The 16,260-nt window shown below is 72.3% G+C and carries 15 protein-coding genes and 3 pseudogenes; 8 read left to right on the forward strand and 10 right to left on the reverse strand.

Annotation, left to right across the window (positions count from 1 at the left end):
* Nucleotides 1-99: 99 nt before the first annotated feature.
* A complete protein-coding gene (locus ACIQVL_RS27295; protein WP_403476593.1) occupies nt 100-2,955 on the reverse strand; it encodes a serine hydrolase in 2,856 nt (951 codons plus the stop codon).
* 144 nt (nt 2,956-3,099) lie between these two features.
* Between ACIQVL_RS27295 and ACIQVL_RS27300 the strand changes: the two genes are divergently transcribed.
* The 3 genes from ACIQVL_RS27300 to ACIQVL_RS27310 all read left to right on the forward strand — a co-directional run bounded on the left by ACIQVL_RS27300 (nt 3,100) and on the right by ACIQVL_RS27310 (nt 5,370).
* Nucleotides 3,100-3,852: a GPP34 family phosphoprotein gene (locus tag ACIQVL_RS27300; RefSeq protein ID WP_403427052.1), complete on the forward strand. Its 753-nt coding sequence runs from the start codon at nt 3,100-3,102 to the stop codon at nt 3,850-3,852.
* A 278-nt stretch (nt 3,853-4,130) separates the two neighbouring features.
* Nucleotides 4,131-4,988, forward strand: coding sequence for a helix-turn-helix transcriptional regulator (locus ACIQVL_RS27305; protein WP_217554965.1), 858 nt, complete (start codon nt 4,131-4,133; stop codon nt 4,986-4,988).
* 190 nt (nt 4,989-5,178) lie between these two features.
* Nucleotides 5,179-5,370: a DUF397 domain-containing protein gene (locus tag ACIQVL_RS27310; protein ID WP_089102095.1), complete on the forward strand. Its 192-nt coding sequence runs from the start codon at nt 5,179-5,181 to the stop codon at nt 5,368-5,370.
* A gap of 145 nt (nt 5,371-5,515) precedes the next feature.
* On the opposite strand, the pseudogene ACIQVL_RS27315 reads toward ACIQVL_RS27310, so the two are convergent.
* The 3 genes and pseudogenes from ACIQVL_RS27315 to ACIQVL_RS27325 all read right to left on the reverse strand — a co-directional run.
* Nucleotides 5,516-6,377, reverse strand: a pseudogene (locus tag ACIQVL_RS27315) (MerR family transcriptional regulator).
* Between the two features lie 119 nt (nt 6,378-6,496).
* Complete coding sequence (locus tag ACIQVL_RS27320) at nt 6,497-7,003, reverse strand: glutathione peroxidase (protein WP_403427058.1); 507 nt, start codon at nt 7,001-7,003, stop codon at nt 6,497-6,499.
* Between the two features lie 9 nt (nt 7,004-7,012).
* Nucleotides 7,013-7,654 (reverse strand): annotated as a pseudogene (locus ACIQVL_RS27325) (ArsR/SmtB family transcription factor); the annotation flags it as partial.
* Here ACIQVL_RS27325 and ACIQVL_RS27330 point away from each other — a divergent pair.
* Nucleotides 7,646-7,888 (forward strand): annotated as a pseudogene (locus ACIQVL_RS27330) (MFS transporter); the annotation flags it as partial. The pseudogenes ACIQVL_RS27325 and ACIQVL_RS27330 overlap by 9 nt on opposite strands.
* Here ACIQVL_RS27330 and ACIQVL_RS27335 read toward each other — a convergent pair.
* On the reverse strand, nt 7,833-8,768 hold the full coding sequence (locus ACIQVL_RS27335) for a slipin family protein (RefSeq protein ID WP_403427064.1): 936 nt from the start codon (nt 8,766-8,768) through the stop codon (nt 7,833-7,835). The pseudogene ACIQVL_RS27330 and the gene ACIQVL_RS27335 sit on opposite strands and share 56 nt — an antisense overlap.
* Before the next feature lie 309 nt (nt 8,769-9,077).
* Here ACIQVL_RS27335 and ACIQVL_RS27340 point away from each other — a divergent pair, with 309 nt between their 5' ends.
* The 3 genes from ACIQVL_RS27340 to ACIQVL_RS27350 are packed head-to-tail and all read left to right on the forward strand — an operon-like array spanning nt 9,078 to nt 11,271.
* Nucleotides 9,078-9,326 carry a hypothetical protein gene (locus ACIQVL_RS27340; protein ID WP_403427066.1) on the forward strand — a complete coding sequence of 83 codons (249 nt, stop codon included), beginning with the start codon at nt 9,078-9,080 and terminating at the stop codon, nt 9,324-9,326.
* A complete protein-coding gene (locus ACIQVL_RS27345; RefSeq protein WP_403427068.1) occupies nt 9,323-10,234 on the forward strand; it encodes an XRE family transcriptional regulator in 912 nt (303 codons plus the stop codon). The genes ACIQVL_RS27340 and ACIQVL_RS27345 overlap by 4 nt, the downstream gene beginning before the upstream one ends.
* 11 nt (nt 10,235-10,245) lie before the next feature.
* Nucleotides 10,246-11,271, forward strand: coding sequence for a hypothetical protein (locus ACIQVL_RS27350; RefSeq protein ID WP_403476594.1), 1,026 nt, complete (start codon nt 10,246-10,248; stop codon nt 11,269-11,271).
* 165 nt (nt 11,272-11,436) lie between these two features.
* Here the strand turns inward: ACIQVL_RS27350 and ACIQVL_RS27355 are convergent, their stop codons facing one another.
* The 5 genes from ACIQVL_RS27355 to ACIQVL_RS27375 form a co-directional block, all read right to left on the reverse strand.
* Nucleotides 11,437-11,655: a hypothetical protein gene (locus ACIQVL_RS27355; RefSeq protein ID WP_403427070.1), complete on the reverse strand. Its 219-nt coding sequence runs from the start codon at nt 11,653-11,655 to the stop codon at nt 11,437-11,439.
* A 58-nt stretch (nt 11,656-11,713) separates the two neighbouring features.
* Nucleotides 11,714-11,914, reverse strand: a complete 201-nt coding sequence (locus ACIQVL_RS27360) for a hypothetical protein (protein ID WP_403427073.1) — start codon at nt 11,912-11,914, stop codon at nt 11,714-11,716.
* A gap of 104 nt (nt 11,915-12,018) precedes the next feature.
* Nucleotides 12,019-13,236 (reverse strand): flotillin family protein, encoded by a 1,218-nt coding sequence (locus ACIQVL_RS27365; protein ID WP_403427075.1) that lies wholly within the window; start codon nt 13,234-13,236, stop codon nt 12,019-12,021.
* Nucleotides 13,237-13,248: 12 nt separating this feature from the next.
* The gene (locus ACIQVL_RS27370) at nt 13,249-13,497 is read right to left on the reverse strand and encodes a hypothetical protein (RefSeq protein ID WP_403427076.1); all 249 of its coding nucleotides are present in this window, start codon (nt 13,495-13,497) and stop codon (nt 13,249-13,251) included.
* 313 nt (nt 13,498-13,810) lie between these two features.
* Nucleotides 13,811-15,202: a macro domain-containing protein gene (locus ACIQVL_RS27375; RefSeq protein WP_403427078.1), complete on the reverse strand. Its 1,392-nt coding sequence runs from the start codon at nt 15,200-15,202 to the stop codon at nt 13,811-13,813.
* Between the two features lie 81 nt (nt 15,203-15,283).
* Here ACIQVL_RS27375 and ACIQVL_RS27380 point away from each other — a divergent pair, with 81 nt between their 5' ends.
* Nucleotides 15,284-16,201, forward strand: coding sequence for a macro domain-containing protein (locus tag ACIQVL_RS27380; RefSeq protein WP_403427080.1), 918 nt, complete (start codon nt 15,284-15,286; stop codon nt 16,199-16,201).
* Nucleotides 16,202-16,260: the final 59 nt, after the last annotated feature.

Consider the following 16,260-nt stretch of genomic DNA (forward strand, 5'->3'; position numbering starts at 1 on the left):
GCGACCTGCCCCGATTCGTGACGCTAGCACGCACCCCGCCGCGGGGCCCTGGGGTGGGCCGCCATCGGCGGGGTGCGGTGACGGAATGCCGGTTATGGGTCAGCCGATGCGGGTCAGCTTGCTCGTGAACCCGGGCTCGGCAAGGTCCTTCGCCAGGGCGACCGGGATCTGGACGGCGGAGCCGGAGCCGTCACCCACGGTGAGGGTGCCGACCTTGGTGCCGGCCTTCGCGGTGTGCGGCACGTCGTCGGCGGCGAACGACAGCTTCACCTTCAGCCCCGACCAGCCGACGGCGGTGACGTCCTCCGTCGCCACGACCGGGGTACGGCCGCCGAGGCCGTCGTCCACGTAGCCGACGACGTCGCCCTTCTTGTAGACGGTCGCCGACTTCAGCGCGCCCTGGGCCGCCCGGATCAGCTGGTCGCCCGCGTTGAGGGCGGCCTTGAGGATGCTGTTGCCGTTGCTGGCGTTGGCCGGCTGCCGGAGCACCGCGCCGATGACCGTGCGGGTCTCGCCGTTCACGTCCTTCTTCGCGGCGAAGACCAGGTTGCCGAGGGCGGAGGTGGTGGTGCCGGTCTTGATGCCGACGACGCCGTTCTGGCCGACCAGCTGGTTCCAGTTGCCGTGGTTGACGCCCTTGTAGTCGTTGTACGACATCATCGCGGCGACCTCGCGGAAGGACGGCTCGCTCGCCATCGCGGCCTTCGCCAGCTTCACCTGGTCCACGGCCGTGGACACCGTGGAGTCCGTGAGCCCCGACGGGTCGGTGTACGTCGTGTTCGTCATGCCGAGCTGCTTCGCCGTGGCGTTCATCTTCGCCACGAACGACTTCTCGGAGCCGGCGTCCCAACGGGCCAGCAGGCGGGCCACGTTGTTGGCCGAGGCGATCAGGATGGACTCCAGGGCCTCGCGCTGGGTGATCGAGTCGCCGGCCGTCACGTCGACGGTCGACTCCTGGCCGGCGTTCGCCTGGTCCTGGGCCGCCTGGTCGATCTTTATCTTCGGCCCGGCGGCGCCGCTCTTCAGGGGGTGGTCGCGCAGCACGATGTACGCGGTCATCACCTTGGCGACACTCGCGATCGGCACCGGCTTCTGGTCGCCGGAGGAGCCGAACGTGCCGATGCCCTGGACGTCGAGGGCGCCCTGGCCGTCGGCCGGCCAGGGGATGTCCGCCTTGCTGCCGTCGAAGGTGTACGTGTCCTTCGCGGTGAGGTCGAGGGTGGGCTGCGGGAGCGGACGCAGAGTCTGTACGACCGCAAAGACGATCAGCAGGACGATGGCGAGCGGCGTCCAGATCTTGACCCGGCGGAAGAGGGTCCGGACCGGGGTCTCCGGCGGCGGCGGGGTGTTGGTCAGCTCGGCGAGCAGGTCCAGCGGGGGCTTCGGGGGAAGCGGCTGCTGGGTGGTGCGCTCGGGGCCGACCTGGGGGAGGACGGTGGTACGGGTGGTGGAGGCCGGCTCGGGCCTGGCCTCCGGTTCGGCCTCCGGTTCGGCCTCCGGTTTGGCCTCCGGCTTCGGGCCCTGCTTTATGTCCGACTTGAGGGCGACGAACCTACTGGTGCGCTCGGCGTCGGCCGTGCCGCCGCCCAACTTGAGGGTGGTGGTGGGCTGGTCGACCTGCGGGGGGCGGGGGGCCTTGAGCATGGTGGTGGGCTGATCGACGGCGGCCTCGGCCTTGGCCTCGCCTTCGCCACCACCGGTCTTCCCACCCGCACCACCCGTGCGGCCATCGCCGCCGGGCGCGGGCGGCCCCTGCGGCGCCTCCTCGCCGTCGGCGTCCGCGGGTTCGGCGGTTGCCTTCGCCTGGTCGGTGGGCTTGGCGTCCTCGGGTTCGGCGGTTGCCTCCGGCCGGTCGGCGGGCTTGGCGTCCTCGGGTGCGGCCGTCGTCTTCGGCTTGTCCTCGGGGGCGGTGTCTTCGGGGTCGTCGGCGGTTGCCAACTCGCCCTCGGGCTCCGCGTCCTGGGGCTCGGCGGTGGTCGTCGGCGCGTCCTGGGGAGCGGCGTCCGCGGGTTCGGCGGTTGCCTTCGCCTGGTCGGCGGGCTTGGCGTCCTCGGGTGCGGCGGTTGCCTCCGGCCGGTCGGCGGGCTTGGCGTCCTCGGGTGCGGCCGTCGTCTTCGGCTTGTCCTCGGGGGCGGTGTCCTCGGGGTCGCCGGCGGTTGCCAACTCGCCCTCGGGCTCCGCGTCCTGGGGCTCGGCGGTGGTCGTCGGCGCGTCCTGGGGAGCGGCGTCCGCGGGTTCGCCGGTTGCCTTCGCCTGGTCGGCGGGCTTGGCGTCCTCGGGTTCGGCGGTTGCCTCCGGCCGACCGGCGGGCTTGGCGTCCTCGGGTTCGGCCGTCGTCTTCGGCTTGTCCTCGGGGGCGGTGTCCTCGGGGGTCCCGGTGTCCTCGGTGGCCGCCGACTTGCCCTCGGGCCCGGCGTCTTGGGGCCCGACGGCGTCCTCGGGCTCCGCCGGGGTGTCCTGGGTCGTTGCCTCGGGCGCCGTAGTGGTCCTGTCGGCGTTCTCCGGGGGCTCCTGCGCCCTCTGCGCCCGCTCGGTGTCCGCGGCGGCCTCAGGGTCCTCCTCGGCCTCCGTGGCCGCCTCAGGGGCCGTCGCGTCCTCCGCGGCCTCGGCGTCCTTTGCCGGCTCGCCCGTGCGGACCCACGCCGCCACCGCGTCGCGGAGCTTCGCGTCGCCCTGGTCGGTCTCGCCCGGTTCGGCGGTCTCGCCGGTCCCGTCGGTCTCGTCGGTCGTCCTCAGGTCCCGTACCGAGAAGACCCGGGTGGCGGTGTCCACGCCGCCGGCGGTCTCCTTCCCGGTGGCCACCGCCAGTCGTGGGTCGCGTGCTTCGGGAACCGTCTCCGCGCTCCCCGGCGTCGGTTCTGCCGACGACTCGCGCTGCTTCGACCTGTCGGGGGACTCGCCCGCCACCGATGCCTCCTCCACGCTCCGCACGTTGCCGTGCGCTGTCCGAACCATGTACCAGTGTCCTGTGTGCGGGCTTAGCCCCTGCGGTAGACGAGAACGACATACCTGCCGGTTCCCTTACGAACCGGTCACGCACCCTCGACAGACCAATGTGAGAGGGGTCACCCTGTCATTCATCCACGCGGGGAGGCATGGATGGGCAGGAGCCGCAGAACAATTCCGGAGGAGCTTCTGCTGCTGGCACTGGACCCGGCCACGGGTACCACTGCACAGCCGCAGTCGCTCGACCTCGGTCTGGCCGGAGCACAGCTAGTAGAGCTGGCGCTGGCCGGACGGATAGCCCCAGACGGGGATCGTATCGCCGTGGTGCAGCCACGGCCGACTGGAGATCCGACTTTGGACTGTGCGTTGGAGTTGCTGCGAAGGCGCGGCGCTCCCGTACGGGCTGTTCACTGGATCGGCGGGCCACGTCTCGGCCTTCGCCAGGTCTATCTCGCGCATCTGGAACGGTGCGGCATGGTCGCCGCCGTGGCGGGTCAGATGTGCGGGGTGCTGCCGACCACTCGCTACCAGGCGACGGACAACGCCGTCACCCGGGAGATCCGTGGCCGGCTGGATTCGGCGATCCGCACCGGCGTACCGCCGGACCCGCGGACCGCGGCGCTCGCCGCCCTGGCCCACGCGGTCGGTCTCGGCAAGCACCTGTACCCGGGGAACGAGGGCCGCTCCTCGCGTTCCCGGTTGCGTGACCTGATCCGGCACGACCCGATGGGCGGGCTCGTGGCCCACGCCGTCATGGACGTGCAGAACGGCGCGGCCGCCCAGCCGCGCCGCGCCCCGGCCCAGGCCGGACCGGGCGTCAGGTCCGCCGCACCGGAACCCGCACGCGGTGTTCCGATGCAACCGCGCCGAGGTGCGGGCGCGATGGCGCGCGCCGTGGTGCACTGAGCCGCAGTCCCACGGCAGCGACAACACAGCACCCCTGAGACCCGGTTCGGGAGCCGCTGGTCCGAGCGGGGCGGCGGAGGCGTACGCAGTACGCGCCTCCACCGCCCCGCTCGGCATTTCCGTCCGGAGGTCCGGAGAATCCGGAACGCGCCCGAACTGACGCGTACGCGCCGCATATCCGCAGTTTCCCAGCGGTAGGAAGCACCTTGGTGGCAGTCTGCTCAACAGCAGATACGCAAAGTGGTAGTTACAGGCAGGCAGCCGGAGGTGCACGTCCCGTGGCGTCCAATGTCAATCCCACCGTCAGGCGACGCCGGCTGGGCCAGGAGCTGCGCAGGCTCCGCGAGCTCAAGGGCATGACGGCGGAGGAAGTTGCGGAGCGGTTGCTCGTTTCGCAGTCGAAGATCAGCCGACTGGAGAACGGGCGCCGGAGCATCAGCCAGCGCGACGTCCGCGACCTGTGCGGGGTGTACGAGGTCGAGGACCAGCGGGTCGTCGAGTCCCTGATGGAGATGGCCAGGGATTCGCGGCAGCAAGGCTGGTGGCACGCGTTCGGGGACATCCCGTACAGCGTCTACATCGGTCTGGAGACCGACGCCGAGTCGCTGCGGGTGTACGAACCCCAGCTCGTCACCGGGCTGTTGCAGACCCGGGCGTACGCCGAGGCCCTGGTGCAGGGCGCGCTGCCGGAGACCTCCGCCGCCGACATCGAGAAGCGGGTCCAGGTCCGGATGCGGCGACAGGAACGTATCACCGCCGAGCACAACCCCCTGCGCCTGTGGGTGGTGCTCGACGAGGCCGCGCTGCGCCGGCTCGTCGGCAACAGGCTGGTGATGCGCGAGCAGCTGGAGTACCTGATCGAGATGTCCCAGCAGCCGCACATCACCGTCCAGGTGCTGCCCTTCGAGTGCGGTGCCCACCCCGGCCTCAACGGCCAGTACGCGATCCTGGAGTTCGCCGACGCGGCCGACTCCAGCGTCGTCTACCTGGAGGGCGTGACCAGCGACCTCTACCTGGAGAAGGCCCACGACGTGCAGAAGTACGCCGTGATGTACGAGCACCTGCGCGCCCAGTCGCTGAACGTCGAGCAGTCCCGGCAGTTCATCGCCGACGCGGCCAAGGAGTACGCCCGTTGAGGAAGTGGCGGACTGTACACCGGTGCCACGGTCCAGCGGAAGTCTCCAACGGAATATGCCACCCGGTCGAGTGAACGGGTACTCCAGGCGAGGAAGTTGGCTAGTAGCGTCGATCACGCCAACCGGTCAGAAAGGTTGGCGTGAATCGCACTACAGCAAGCACCACAGCAATCTCGCAACAGGAGTGGACATGGCACTGCTTCAGGGCGCCACGGAGACGTGGACGAAGTCCTCCTATTCCGCAGGGAACGGGGCGTGCGTCGAGGTCAAGTCGCCGACGACCGCGGGACTCGCCGTACGCGACTCCAAGGTCGAGGAGGGCCCGGTCCTCGCGTTCCCGGCCGGCGCGTGGAACGCCTTCGTGACCTCGGTCAAGGCGTAGGGGGCACTCGCTGACCCACCGCTTCACGTCCCCGACGAACACAACTGCACGGCCACAACTGCACAAGCGTCACCGGAGCCCTCTCGACCAGCCCGCCGTCCTTGCCGAGGGGGCTCGGCTTGTGCCCGCCCCCGCCGGCCGGCTCTCACCGCACGGGGAACGCGACGTCGCACACCGGGTCCTGCGGTCCGGCCGCGTCCCAGTCCGCGAAGTAGACCTCCCGGCACGGGCCGTCGTACGCCAGGCCCTCCTGCCCGGCGATCCACCGCTCCACCGCCGAAGGCCGCCAGGATCTGCGGATGTGCCACCTGCGCCTTGCTGATCCGTGTGTACGCCAGCGTGCGCGCCGGCTCGACCCGCACCGCCGTCTCCCAGGCCCGCCCGTGCCGCTCGGCCCAGGTCCGGGCCGCCGCCTCGTCCGCCACCGGGACACAGGCCTCGGCGGGCCCGTCGCTCTCCATGGACACCTCGGCGTGGTACACCACGAACGGCGCCCCGGCCACACCCCCGCACTCCCGGGCCGCCGCCTCCAGGCGGCCCAGCGAGGCGCCGATCCAGGCGGGCAGCTCGTCCGCCAGCGTGTGCCGCGTCGCGGTGATCACCACCTGCGCCGGCACCTCGACCGTCGCCACCGTGAACGTCCCGTACATCTCCGTACTCCCTCCGGACAGCCGTCCACGGAGGTATGCGGCGAGCGTCCGCTGCCCGGCGACCCGCGCCTCGACGTCCGCCCAGTAGCCGGTCAGCAACCCGGCGGCGGTGTCACCGTCCGCCGCCTCCGCCGCCTCGACGACGCCGGCGATCCGCGCCAGCGGCATGTCCAGCTGGCGCAGCAGCGCCACCAGCCGGGCGCGCTCCACCTGGCCGGCGCGGTAGTACCGGTAGCCGGTCACCTCGTCGACGTGCGCCGGGGCCAGCAGCCCGAGCCGGTCGTAACGGCGCAGGGCCTTCGCCGAGAGCCGGGAGCGCGCGGCGAACGCGCCGATCGTGAGCAGCTCCTCGTCCACGACGTCCACCCTGTCCTCCACGGCCGCATCCTCCGTCGCCGGGCGGATCCGTTCCGCCCGGCGACCAGGAGACTCGTCCCTGCCCCAGGGGCAAGGTCAACCTGCGGCCGGACCCGCGATCAGGCGAGGGCGGCCTCCACCGCCGCCACGACCTCGGCCGACTCCGGCTCGGTCTGCGGCGCGAACCGGGCGACGATCTGCCCGTCCCGGCCGACCAGGAACTTCTCGAAGTTCCAGCGGATGTCCCCGGTGTGCCCCTCGCCGTCGGCGAACCCGACCAGACGCTCGTAGAGCGGGTGCCGGCCCGCGCCGTTCACCTCGACCTTCTCGGTCATCGGGAAGGTCACGCCGTACGTCGCCGAGCAGAACTCGGCGATCTCCTCGGCACTGCCGGGCTCCTGGCCCATGAACTGGTTGCAGGGCACCCCGAGCACGGTGAAGCCCTGCGCCGCGTACCGCTCCTGGAGCTTCTCCAGGCCGTTGTACTGCGGGGTCAGGCCGCACTTGGAGGCCACGTTGACAATGAGCACGGCCTTGCCGCCGTAGCCCGGCAGACCGGCCGAGCCGCCCTGCAGCGCACCGATCTCCACGTCGAGCACGGACCCGTTGTTCTCAGAAGTCGTCATACGCGGATGCTAACTCCGCCGGGTGACCGTCCGGGCTCCGGCCTCGACCAGCACGTCCCCGGCCGCCGTCCGCCCGTACAGCACCGACCGCCCGGCCCGCCGCCGCTCCACCAGCCCCGCGTCGAGCAGCACCCGCAGATGCCGCCCGACGGAACCGAGGCCCTGGCCGGTCACGGCCGTCAGGTGGGTGGTGCTCAGCGGGGCGTCCAGCAGCACCAGCACCGCGGCCCGCGCGGCCCCCAGCAGCGCGCCGAGGGCGGCCGGGGCGGTCCGCCCGGCGGGGTCGGCGAGCGCGCCCGCACACGGGTAGACCAGGGCGTAACGGTCCGGCTCCTCCCAGGAGACCCAGCCGCTCTTCGGCGTGACCGGGACGAGGAGGAGGTCGGCCCCGGAGATCTCGCGGGGCGGGTACTCGTGCAGGTTGACCTGGAGCCGGTTGTCCCCGAGCCAGCGGGTCCGGCCGGGCCGTACCGAGTCGAGCACCTCGGCCCAGCCGCCCCGGCTCACCCGCATGGTACGGGCCACGACGTCCGCCTCCAGGATCCGCCGCCGGTGCTCCCAGTACGGCCGCACGGTCTCCTCCCACACGTACGTCAGCACCTCCGCCGCCCGCCCCGGCAGGTCGTCGCGGTCCAGGGCGGCCGGGAGCGGCTGATGAGCCTGACCCCGGACGAACTCAGCGGCCACGCACTCGGGTTGCACTCGGCCGGCATGCTGACCATGCAGGGGGTGGGCGCCGCGCTGGCGGGTTCGGTGGCTCAACTCACCTCGCCCGCCTGCGCGATGACGGTCGTCGCGGCAGCGTCCCTCGCGGTGACGCTGACGCTGGCTACGGCCGCTCGGCGGGAGCGGACGGCTCCGCTGCCGGTTCCCTCGGCGCCGTGAGCTCCCCCGCCGGACCGAACTTGTCGGCGACGGCCGCGATCTGCTCGATGCCGGCCTTGAGCGCCGCCGACCCGTCGGGGCCGTCCAGTTCGCGCTCGTTCTTCTCGACCTCCTGGTCGAGCCGCTTGGTCGCCCGTTCGAAGTAGCGCAGCAGTTCGACCGGGAAGGGCATCACGAGCGTGGAGTTCTTCTCGGCGGCGACCTCGACGACGGTCTGCAGGAGGCGCAGCTGCATCGCCTCCGGGGTCTCCGACATGATCCGGGAGGCGTTGGCGAGCTGCTGCGCGGCCTGGAACTCGCCGTCGGCCGTGATGACCCGGGCCCGCCGCTCCCGCTCGGCCTCGGCCTGCCGGGACATGGACCGCTTCAGCGACTCCGGGAGCTGTACGTCCTTGATCTCGACACGGTCGATGTGGATGCCCCACTCGGCGGCCGGGCTGTCGATCATCAGGGCGAGCCCCTCGTGCAGCCGCTCCCGGTCGGTCAGCAGGTCGTCCAGGTCGCTCTTGCCGATGATGGAGCGGAGCGAGGACTGGGCGACCTGGCCGACGGCGAACATGTAGTCCTGCACCTCGATGGCCGCGCGGACCGGGTCGGTGACCCGGAAGTAGACGACGGCGTCGACCTTGACCGAGACGTTGTCCTTGGTGATGCCCTCCTGCGTGGGTACCGGCATGGTGACCACCTGCACGTTCACCTTGCGCATCCGGTCGGCGAAGGGGATGAGGAAGGTGATCCCCGGCCGCCGGAAGTCCGGCAGTGCCTTGCCCCAGCGGAACACGACCCCACGTTCGATCTGGTTCACCACCCGCATCCCGCTGCGCAGCACGAGCAGGGCCGCCACGACCACCACTACGACCCCTACAACGGCGCCGTCCATGGGCACACACTCCGTTCTCGACGTGATCCGGACAAGAATCCGGACAAGGATGAGGACACGCGAGGGCCCGCCCGGGATGCGGGTGCCGACGTCAGGAGTGCGTAAAGAAAGTCCGGTCCGCCGAGGGGAACGGGAGCGTACGGCACGCCCGGAGCGCGCCGTCGTGGTGCGATTGTTCCGTAATATCATGATCACATTGAGTGGTGCCCGGTCGTCCCACCATGCTGTCGTCCAACTCCCCTCGCAGCGCCTCGGCGGCGCCGCGGGGCGAGCGGCCTCCAGACGCTTCTCCCTCGCAGGGAAGGTGAGATGACCAACAGGCAGATGATGACCGTGGCCGTGCTGGCGGCGGTTCTCGTGTGGAGCACGGTGATGACCGTGCTCGGGCAACTCGCGGCGGTGGCCGCGCTGTTGCCCTCGCTCGGACTTCTCGTCCAGCAGATCGGCGCGGCCCTCGGCGCCCCGGGCGGCACGGACCCCGGGCAGGGCCCGGCCGCTCCCGCCCCGGCGCCCCGCCCGCCGGTGGCCCCGGCCGGGAGCGAGGAGCCGTCGCGGTGAAGAAGCCAGAGGTGCCCGAACAACCCGGGGGAGACCCGCACAGTCGCCGCGGCCGCCCGCCGGAACCGATCGGCGAGGAGGTCGGCGCCGCCCACCGCACCTGGCTGGAGCCGGTCCGCAGCCGGCTCGTCGCCAGCGGACTGACCCTCGACGAGCTCGTCGGCCGCTCCGGCTACTCCAAGACCCGGCTCTCGGAACTCCTGCGCGGCAAGGGCTACTATCCCGGCTGGGAGATCACCTACAGCGTGGTGCGGGCCCTGGACCTGCCGCCGTGGCCGCTGCGCCGCCTGTGGACCGCGGCCGCCCGAGAGGCGGACAAGAACCAGGTCTGGATCGAGAACCGCATCCGCGCCGTGCAGCCGCTGGGCCCCGAACAGCCGCCCGTCGCACACCGCGGCTTCACCCAGATCATGCGCCGGCCGTACACCGCCTACGCGCGGGCCTTCCTGCAGTCCGAGGACCGGGCCCAGCGCGCGGTCGGGGAGACCTTCGACATCCTCTGGCTCACCTGGGACGTCGCGATCTCCGGCCCCGACACCCCGCGCCACGCCTGGCAGATGCTGCGCTCCCGCGTCATGTCCCGGGCCGTCCAGCGGAACGGGCACCCCGACCTGCGGCAGGCCGCCTTCACCACCGTCGCCCAGGCGGGCATCACCGACCTGGACGAGCGCAAGAGCCGTATCGACACGATGGCGGACTTCTTCGACGCGATCGCCCGGCTGCCCCAGGACCAGATGGACGTCATCGTGCTGCGCCACCTGTGCGGCGTCCGTCCCGACGCCGTGCCCGGCATCGTCGGCCTGACCCCGGCCATGACCCACACCCTGGACCACCACGCCAGGGGTGCGCTGACCGGCCTCTACCTCCGCACCGGCACCGGCACCGGTACCACCGACACCCTGGAGTGATCACCACGGCCATGAGCATCATCGACGACCTTCTCGCCCAGTCCCTGCTGCTGCCCGACCCGCACGTCCCCGCCGACGTCGTCCCGTACGACGACATGGCCCACCCCGCCTTCACCGACGACGGCCGGCTGCTGTGGGACGGCGACGGACCCGACCTGGCCGACGACGGTGCCGCGCAGCGCCTGGCCGCCCTGTGCGAGGCCGTCGTCGCGCACTGCACGCCGGACCAGCTCGCCGACTTCCTCACCGACCAGCTGCCGGAGCCGCGGGCCGCCTGGATCCTCGGCTGCGCCCTCCAGCTCGCCGGTGCCGACGACGGCGCCCGCTTCTGGTGGCAGTACGCCGCCGGCGCCGGTGACCAGCCCCCGTCGTACTGCCTCTACCTCCAGCACCTCGCCCGCGGCGACACCCACGCCGCCGCCCTGTGGCAGGCCCAGGCCGGAACCCACGCACCGGACGGCGACGACCCGGCCCACCCGGACGGCGCCCCCGCGTACCGCCTGGTGACCGCGGACACCAGCCTGGCCACCGTCCTGCGCGTCCTCAGCCGCCTCACCCGGGCCACCCCCCGGCGGCCCACCCCGGCCGCGGCCGCGGTCATCGACTTCGTGGCCACCGCCGTGGCCATCGGCTACGACCTCCACCCGGACCTCGAAATCCCGGTACCGGGCCCGCACTTCGCGGAACACCTGGAGATCATCGCCGCCGCGACCGCCCGGCCCCCCGCCACCGGCTCCACCGCTCCCGCGGGTACCGCCCGCGGCCCGCGCCCCGAACCCGGCACGTCCCTCCCCAACCGGCCCGCGCCGGGGACCACCGCCGAGAAGGTCCAGGAGCCCGAGCGGCTGCTGGTCGAGGTCACGGCCGCCGACCACGAACCCGAGTCCGCGTCCGCGTTCTTCAAGGCGGCGGTCGCGGTCTGCTGGCGGACCGTCACCGCGGCGCGGCCCGCCGCCGGTCCGGACGGGCAGCCGGGCACCCGCCGCGCCTACTACCTGGACCGCTTCGGCGCCCGGCCCCACCCGTATGGGCTATGATCAACCCAGAGCTGGTCGGCCCGGTACGGTCCGTCCGGTACTGCGTTGGTGGTCCAAGGAAAGACGCCCCGCTTCCTGCGGGGAAATGCAGGTGCAAGGCCTGCCCGGCGCTCCATCCCGAGGCCCGTCCGTAACCGGACGGGCCTCGCGCGTCGCCCGGGACCGTCAGGTCTCCGGCCCCCACCACTCCGGCCCGCCGCCCCGCCAGTCGATCCACGGCGCCCTCGCCACATCCGCCGGGTCCACCTCCAGCCCGGCCCGGCGGAGGAACTCGGCGACGTCGGTCACGTTGTGCGCCAGCCCGAGGATCTCGCCGTCCACGCGCACGCGCCGGCCACCCGTCGGCGACGGCGGATGCACGGTCACCCGTATCGGTCCGGACATGCCTTCAGGATCATCCGGGACGTACGGTCCCGCACTCCAGCCCGCCATCCGAGCCCCCTCAGTTCCCCAGCTCCCGCAGCTCCCGCCACGCGGCGGGGCTCGGCCGCCGTTGCCGCCAGTAGGGATGGAAGTACACCTCCGCCGACAGCCGGTACAGCCGCCGCCGCAACTCGGTACGTCCGGGCCGCGCGGCGAGCTGCCGGTAGGTGGCGCTCCATTCCTGCTGCGCCCGGGTCAGGTCCACGGGAAACGATCGCATGACCGGATTCAAGCATGTGTTCGATTTTTGAGTCCACGGGCAGCGCCCCGAAGGCGCCGCGGCCGACCGACGGCAATCACGGCGCCTACGGCGGAGCGCAGTGCCTAGTCGACGTCCACCGGACCGTCGTCCGACTTGCGCCCCTTGCCGGTGGGCAGCTGGAGCAGGCTGCTGCCGCCTCCGTCCTCCCCGGAGCGAGCGCCCTCGGACCGCTGTCCGGCGGGGCGCTGCCCGTCGGCGTCCTGGCCGCCCAGGTTCTGCCGGACCGAGTCGAGGATCGTCAGACCCTGCGACACCAGGCCGGCCGCGATCTCGCCGAGGCCGTCCGCGCCGTTGAGGACGTTGACGTTGGCGCCGGCGAGGCCGCCCGCGGCCTCCTTGACGATCTGCGGGAGCTGGTCGATCAGCATCCGGTCCAGGGCCACCCGGTCGTACGACGCGGCCGCCTCCGCCTGGATCTTCATCCGCTGCGCCTCGGCGGCCGCCAGGATCCTGACCCGCTCCGCCTCCGCCTCGGCGGGCCTGACGACCTCCGCCACCAGCTGCTCCTGCCGCAGCCTGGCCTGCCGCTGGGCCAGCTCCGTCTGGGCGGCGAGCACCTCCTGCTGGGCGTGCGCCTGCGCCAGCGGCCCGGCCTGGCCGGCCTGTGCCTGGGCGCGGTCCACCTCGGCCGAGTACTCGGCCTTGACGATGGCGGTCTGCCGGGCGTACTCGGCCTGCTTGCGGTCCGCCGCCTGCTGCGCCTCGACCGCGGCCTGGGTGGCCTGCGCCTGCGCGATCTGCGCCTGGCGCTGGATGGCGGCCTTGTGCGGCGCGGACATCGCGTCGATGTAGCCGGTGTCGCCGTCGTCGATGGACTGGATCTGCAGCGAGTCGACGATCAGGCCGATCTTCGCCATCTCCGTCTTCGAGGTGTCCAGCACCTCCGCGGCGAGCTTCTGCCGCTCGGTGACGATCTCCTCGACGGTCATCGAGCCGATGATGGCCCGCAGGTGACCGGCGAAGATCCGGCCGGTCAGCACCGACATCTGCTCCTGGTCGGAGAGGAACCGCTGGCCCGCGTTGATGATGCTCTCGTGGTCGTTGCCGACCTTGAAGGCGATGACCGCGCGGACGTGCAGCGAGATGCCCTGTCTGGTCACGCAGGTCTCGGTGACCTCGGACTCGCACATCGACAGGGTGAGGAAACGGACCTTCCTGACGACCGGCAGCACGAACTTGCCGTGCCCCGTGACCACTCGGAACGGCGCGCCCCCCAGTCCCCGCCTGCCCCCCGAGATCAGCATCGCCTCGTCGGGAGCGGGTACGCGGTATCCGAACATTCCTGTCTCTCCTCAGCCGGCCTCGGCGATGTCGCCGAGCGCGTCCAATGGATCCACCCACTCGATGACGCCGACCTCGCGACATCCCCGTGATTCGATCACGAGCACGGTCGCGCCGACCGGCAGGGGCTTCTCCGACCAGGCGAGGAAGGTCTCCGAGCCGCCCCTGACCTGCACCAGGACCTCGCCGGGCCCGGTGGCACCTCGGGTTCCGATGAGTACCTTCCCCGTGCAGCCGATCACGGCCTCGTCCTGCGGCATCACCGGCCGTCCTCCTCGTCCTGGCCCCATGATTCCGACGATAGACCCGATCCGTGCGGGACCCAACGGTCGGTCGGGACCGTCCTGCTCGGAACCGGATCGGAAGCGGTCGGAGGGTGCCCGCGGAAGCGGCCGGGGTGGTGTCGTGGACGGCGGTGAGGCCGGGCGCCCGGGTGCGCGGCGCGGCCGGCGGACGATGCCGCGAAGGGGGAACGGACAGATGCGGAGCAGCCCGCCGGCCCGGGGGACACGTCCGGACCCGCGCCCGGTCTCACCTTCGCCGTCAGTCGGCCGCGGGCAGGCGGATGCGTCGTCAGTCGGCCGCGCGCAGGCCCAGCACCAGGTCCTCGAAGCGCCGTTCCACCGGGGCCAGATCGGTCCGGGCCAGTTCCTGGGGCAGGATGACGATCCGGAGTTCGGGGGTGAGAGCCGGGTAGCGGCGGCAGGCCTCGATGAACGAGTCCACGATCAGGGCGGCCAGCTGGCCCCGGTCCAGGTCGGTGACCCGGGCCAGGCCGGAGCCGATCAGCGGGACGGCGACCGGCTTGAACAGGCCGTTGACCGCGACCGAGGCCCACAGGTTCTCCAGGCTCAGCCGCAGGTCGGCGTGGTTGGACCTGGCCACCAGGTCGTTGCCGAGCCGCGAGTAGGCCGTGGCGAACACCCGGCGGCCCTCGACCGGTACCACCACGGTCGTGCCCACCGGATAACGGACCCGGCGGCCCAGCGGCTTGGCCCGTACGGTCTCGGTGCCCACCGGCTTCACCGGGCGCAGCCCCGTCCGCAGCCGGTCGTCCAGCAGGCGCCGCTTCCCGGCGAACAGCCGGTCGACGAGCTGGCTCTGCAGGCTCTCCCGGCTGATCACGAGGTCCTCGGCGGTCTCCGTGTCGAAGGTGTCGGAGAACCCGATCACCAGGTTGCAGTCCGTCTGCTCGAACAGGTCGCCGCGCACCAGCACCACGTCGGCGCGCTGGCCCTCCAACGGCACCCGGTGCCGCAGCAGTTCGGCCCCGTGCCGGGCGCGCAGCTCCGCGCGCAGGGCGTCCAGGGTCCGTGCGGCCTCGACGTCGTCGGGATGCTCGTGGGTGATCAGTTCGGCGACCGGCAGGGCGAGTTCGGGCCGGCCCAGGTCGGTCTGCACGCGGACCAGTTCCCGGCGGGCCGCGTCCTGGAGGGCGGTCAGGCGGCGGACGAAGGGCACCGCGAACCCCTCGCCGTTCACCTCGGCAAGCGGCCGGCCGCGCACCAGGGACAGTGCCTCGGACAGCCGGTGCGCGGCGGTGGCCGGGGGTGCGAGCAGGGCGTCGCTCACGATCGCGGTGAACCGTGCGCTGTCCAGTTCCTCGGGCCGCAGCACCAGGCGGTAGGCGGTCTCCGGGCCCTGCACGGTGACCTGTTGCTCGGTGCGCAGGACCGCCGTCCCCGCGCTGTCCTGGCCCAGGGCGCCGGGGGCCAGCGCCCGGCGCAGCTCCAGGACCCGTTTCTGCACCTCGTTGCGGTTGCGCTGGTCCAGGTGGCGCGGCTCGTCGGCGAGCCCCCACACGTCGCGCCGCAGCTGCCGTACCGGAACCGCCTCGCCGCCGGCCGCCACCAGGCGGACCAGCAGCCGTACGGTCAGCGGCGTCAGCCGGACCGGAACCCCGTCGACCTCAAGCTGGACCGGGCCCAGTACCTTCACCCGGATACGTGCTCTCGCTCCGGCCATCCGCGTCGCCCCCCGGCGGTTCAGCGTCACTCTGCGTCAGCCATAGTGACTGAAAGATTATCATGATGCCTTGGGGAATCCATGAGTTCGGGTGATTCCGCCGGACTGGCCCCGATGGACCCGATACGGCCGCGGAACGCCTTCCGGCGTGGTACAAGGCGCGCCCGGCAGGTCTTCCTGCGCGACACCATGGTGGCGTTCGGCGGGCTGTCCGCCGTGTCCCAGGTGGTCGGCCCGTTCGTGCCGCACGGCGCGTCCGGCGCGGTCGTCGGGCTGTCGGTGGGGGCCTGCCTGGGCTGGGGGCTGCTGCGGTCCCGCCCGGCGGTCCGGGCACGCCAGGTGTTCCGGCGGCCCGACATGACGGTGGTCGTCGAGGCGGGCGACCTGTTCGACCAGCCGGCCCACCTGGTCGTCGGCTTCTGCGACACCTTCGACACCCTGTCGGCCGGCGGCCGCCTCATCAACGGCGACAGCGTGCAGGCCCAGCTCCTCGACCGCCGCTACGGCGGTGACGCGGACCGCCTGGACGCGGAACTGGACGCTGCGCTCGCCGCTGCCGAGCCGGTCGCGCGCGAGCAGCGGGCGGACAAGCCGCTCGGCAAGCTCGACCGCTACCCGGTCGGCACGGTGGCGGTCCTTGGCGCCCGGCCGCGGCTGGTGTTCGGCGTGGCCTACAGCCGGATCGGCAACGACTACGTGGCCGCCTCCGGCGTCGAGGACCTGTGGCGGGGCCTGGCCGGGCTGTGGGACGCGCTGCGCACGCACGCCCAACTGGAGCGGGTGGCCATGCCGTTGACCGGGTCCGGGCTGGCCCGCCTCGGCCACCTCGACCGGGACAGCCTGCTCCGGCTGATCCTGATGTCCTTCGTGGCCCGCTCCCGGGAGGCCCCGATCTGCCGTGAACTGCGCGTCGTCGTACGGCCCGAGGAGCTGGACGGCATCGACATGCGCGAGCTGGCCGCGTTCCTGGCCGCGCTGGCGTCGGGCCCGGAGCGATGACGCACAGGGCGCACAGCGAAGGGGGCGGGAGGCCCGCAGCCTCCCGCCCCCTTCGGGTA

This window comes from Streptomyces sp. NPDC090499 (assembly GCF_044769305.1).
Lineage (GTDB): Bacteria > Actinomycetota > Actinomycetes > Streptomycetales > Streptomycetaceae > Streptomyces.

Coding starts and splice junctions, on each gene's coding strand:
- ACIQVL_RS27365 (WP_403427075.1), bottom strand. CDS start 13,236: ATGTTCGGATACCGCGTACCCGCTCCCGACGAGGCGATGCTGATCTCG.
- ACIQVL_RS27320 (WP_403427058.1), bottom strand. CDS start 7,003: ATGACGACTTCTGAGAACAACGGGTCCGTGCTCGACGTGGAGATCGGT.
- ACIQVL_RS27380 (WP_403427080.1), top strand. CDS start 15,284: ATGAGTTCGGGTGATTCCGCCGGACTGGCCCCGATGGACCCGATACGG.
- ACIQVL_RS27355 (WP_403427070.1), bottom strand. CDS start 11,655: ATGTCCGGACCGATACGGGTGACCGTGCATCCGCCGTCGCCGACGGGT.
- ACIQVL_RS27295 (WP_403476593.1), bottom strand. CDS start 2,955: ATGGTTCGGACAGCGCACGGCAACGTGCGGAGCGTGGAGGAGGCATCG.
- ACIQVL_RS27375 (WP_403427078.1), bottom strand. CDS start 15,202: ATGGCCGGAGCGAGAGCACGTATCCGGGTGAAGGTACTGGGCCCGGTC.
- ACIQVL_RS27340 (WP_403427066.1), top strand. CDS start 9,078: ATGACCAACAGGCAGATGATGACCGTGGCCGTGCTGGCGGCGGTTCTC.
- ACIQVL_RS27370 (WP_403427076.1), bottom strand. CDS start 13,497: ATGCCGCAGGACGAGGCCGTGATCGGCTGCACGGGGAAGGTACTCATC.
- ACIQVL_RS27350 (WP_403476594.1), top strand. CDS start 10,246: ATGAGCATCATCGACGACCTTCTCGCCCAGTCCCTGCTGCTGCCCGAC.
- ACIQVL_RS27310 (WP_089102095.1), top strand. CDS start 5,179: ATGGCACTGCTTCAGGGCGCCACGGAGACGTGGACGAAGTCCTCCTAT.
- ACIQVL_RS27335 (WP_403427064.1), bottom strand. CDS start 8,768: ATGGACGGCGCCGTTGTAGGGGTCGTAGTGGTGGTCGTGGCGGCCCTG.
- ACIQVL_RS27300 (WP_403427052.1), top strand. CDS start 3,100: ATGGGCAGGAGCCGCAGAACAATTCCGGAGGAGCTTCTGCTGCTGGCA.
- ACIQVL_RS27360 (WP_403427073.1), bottom strand. CDS start 11,914: ATGCGATCGTTTCCCGTGGACCTGACCCGGGCGCAGCAGGAATGGAGC.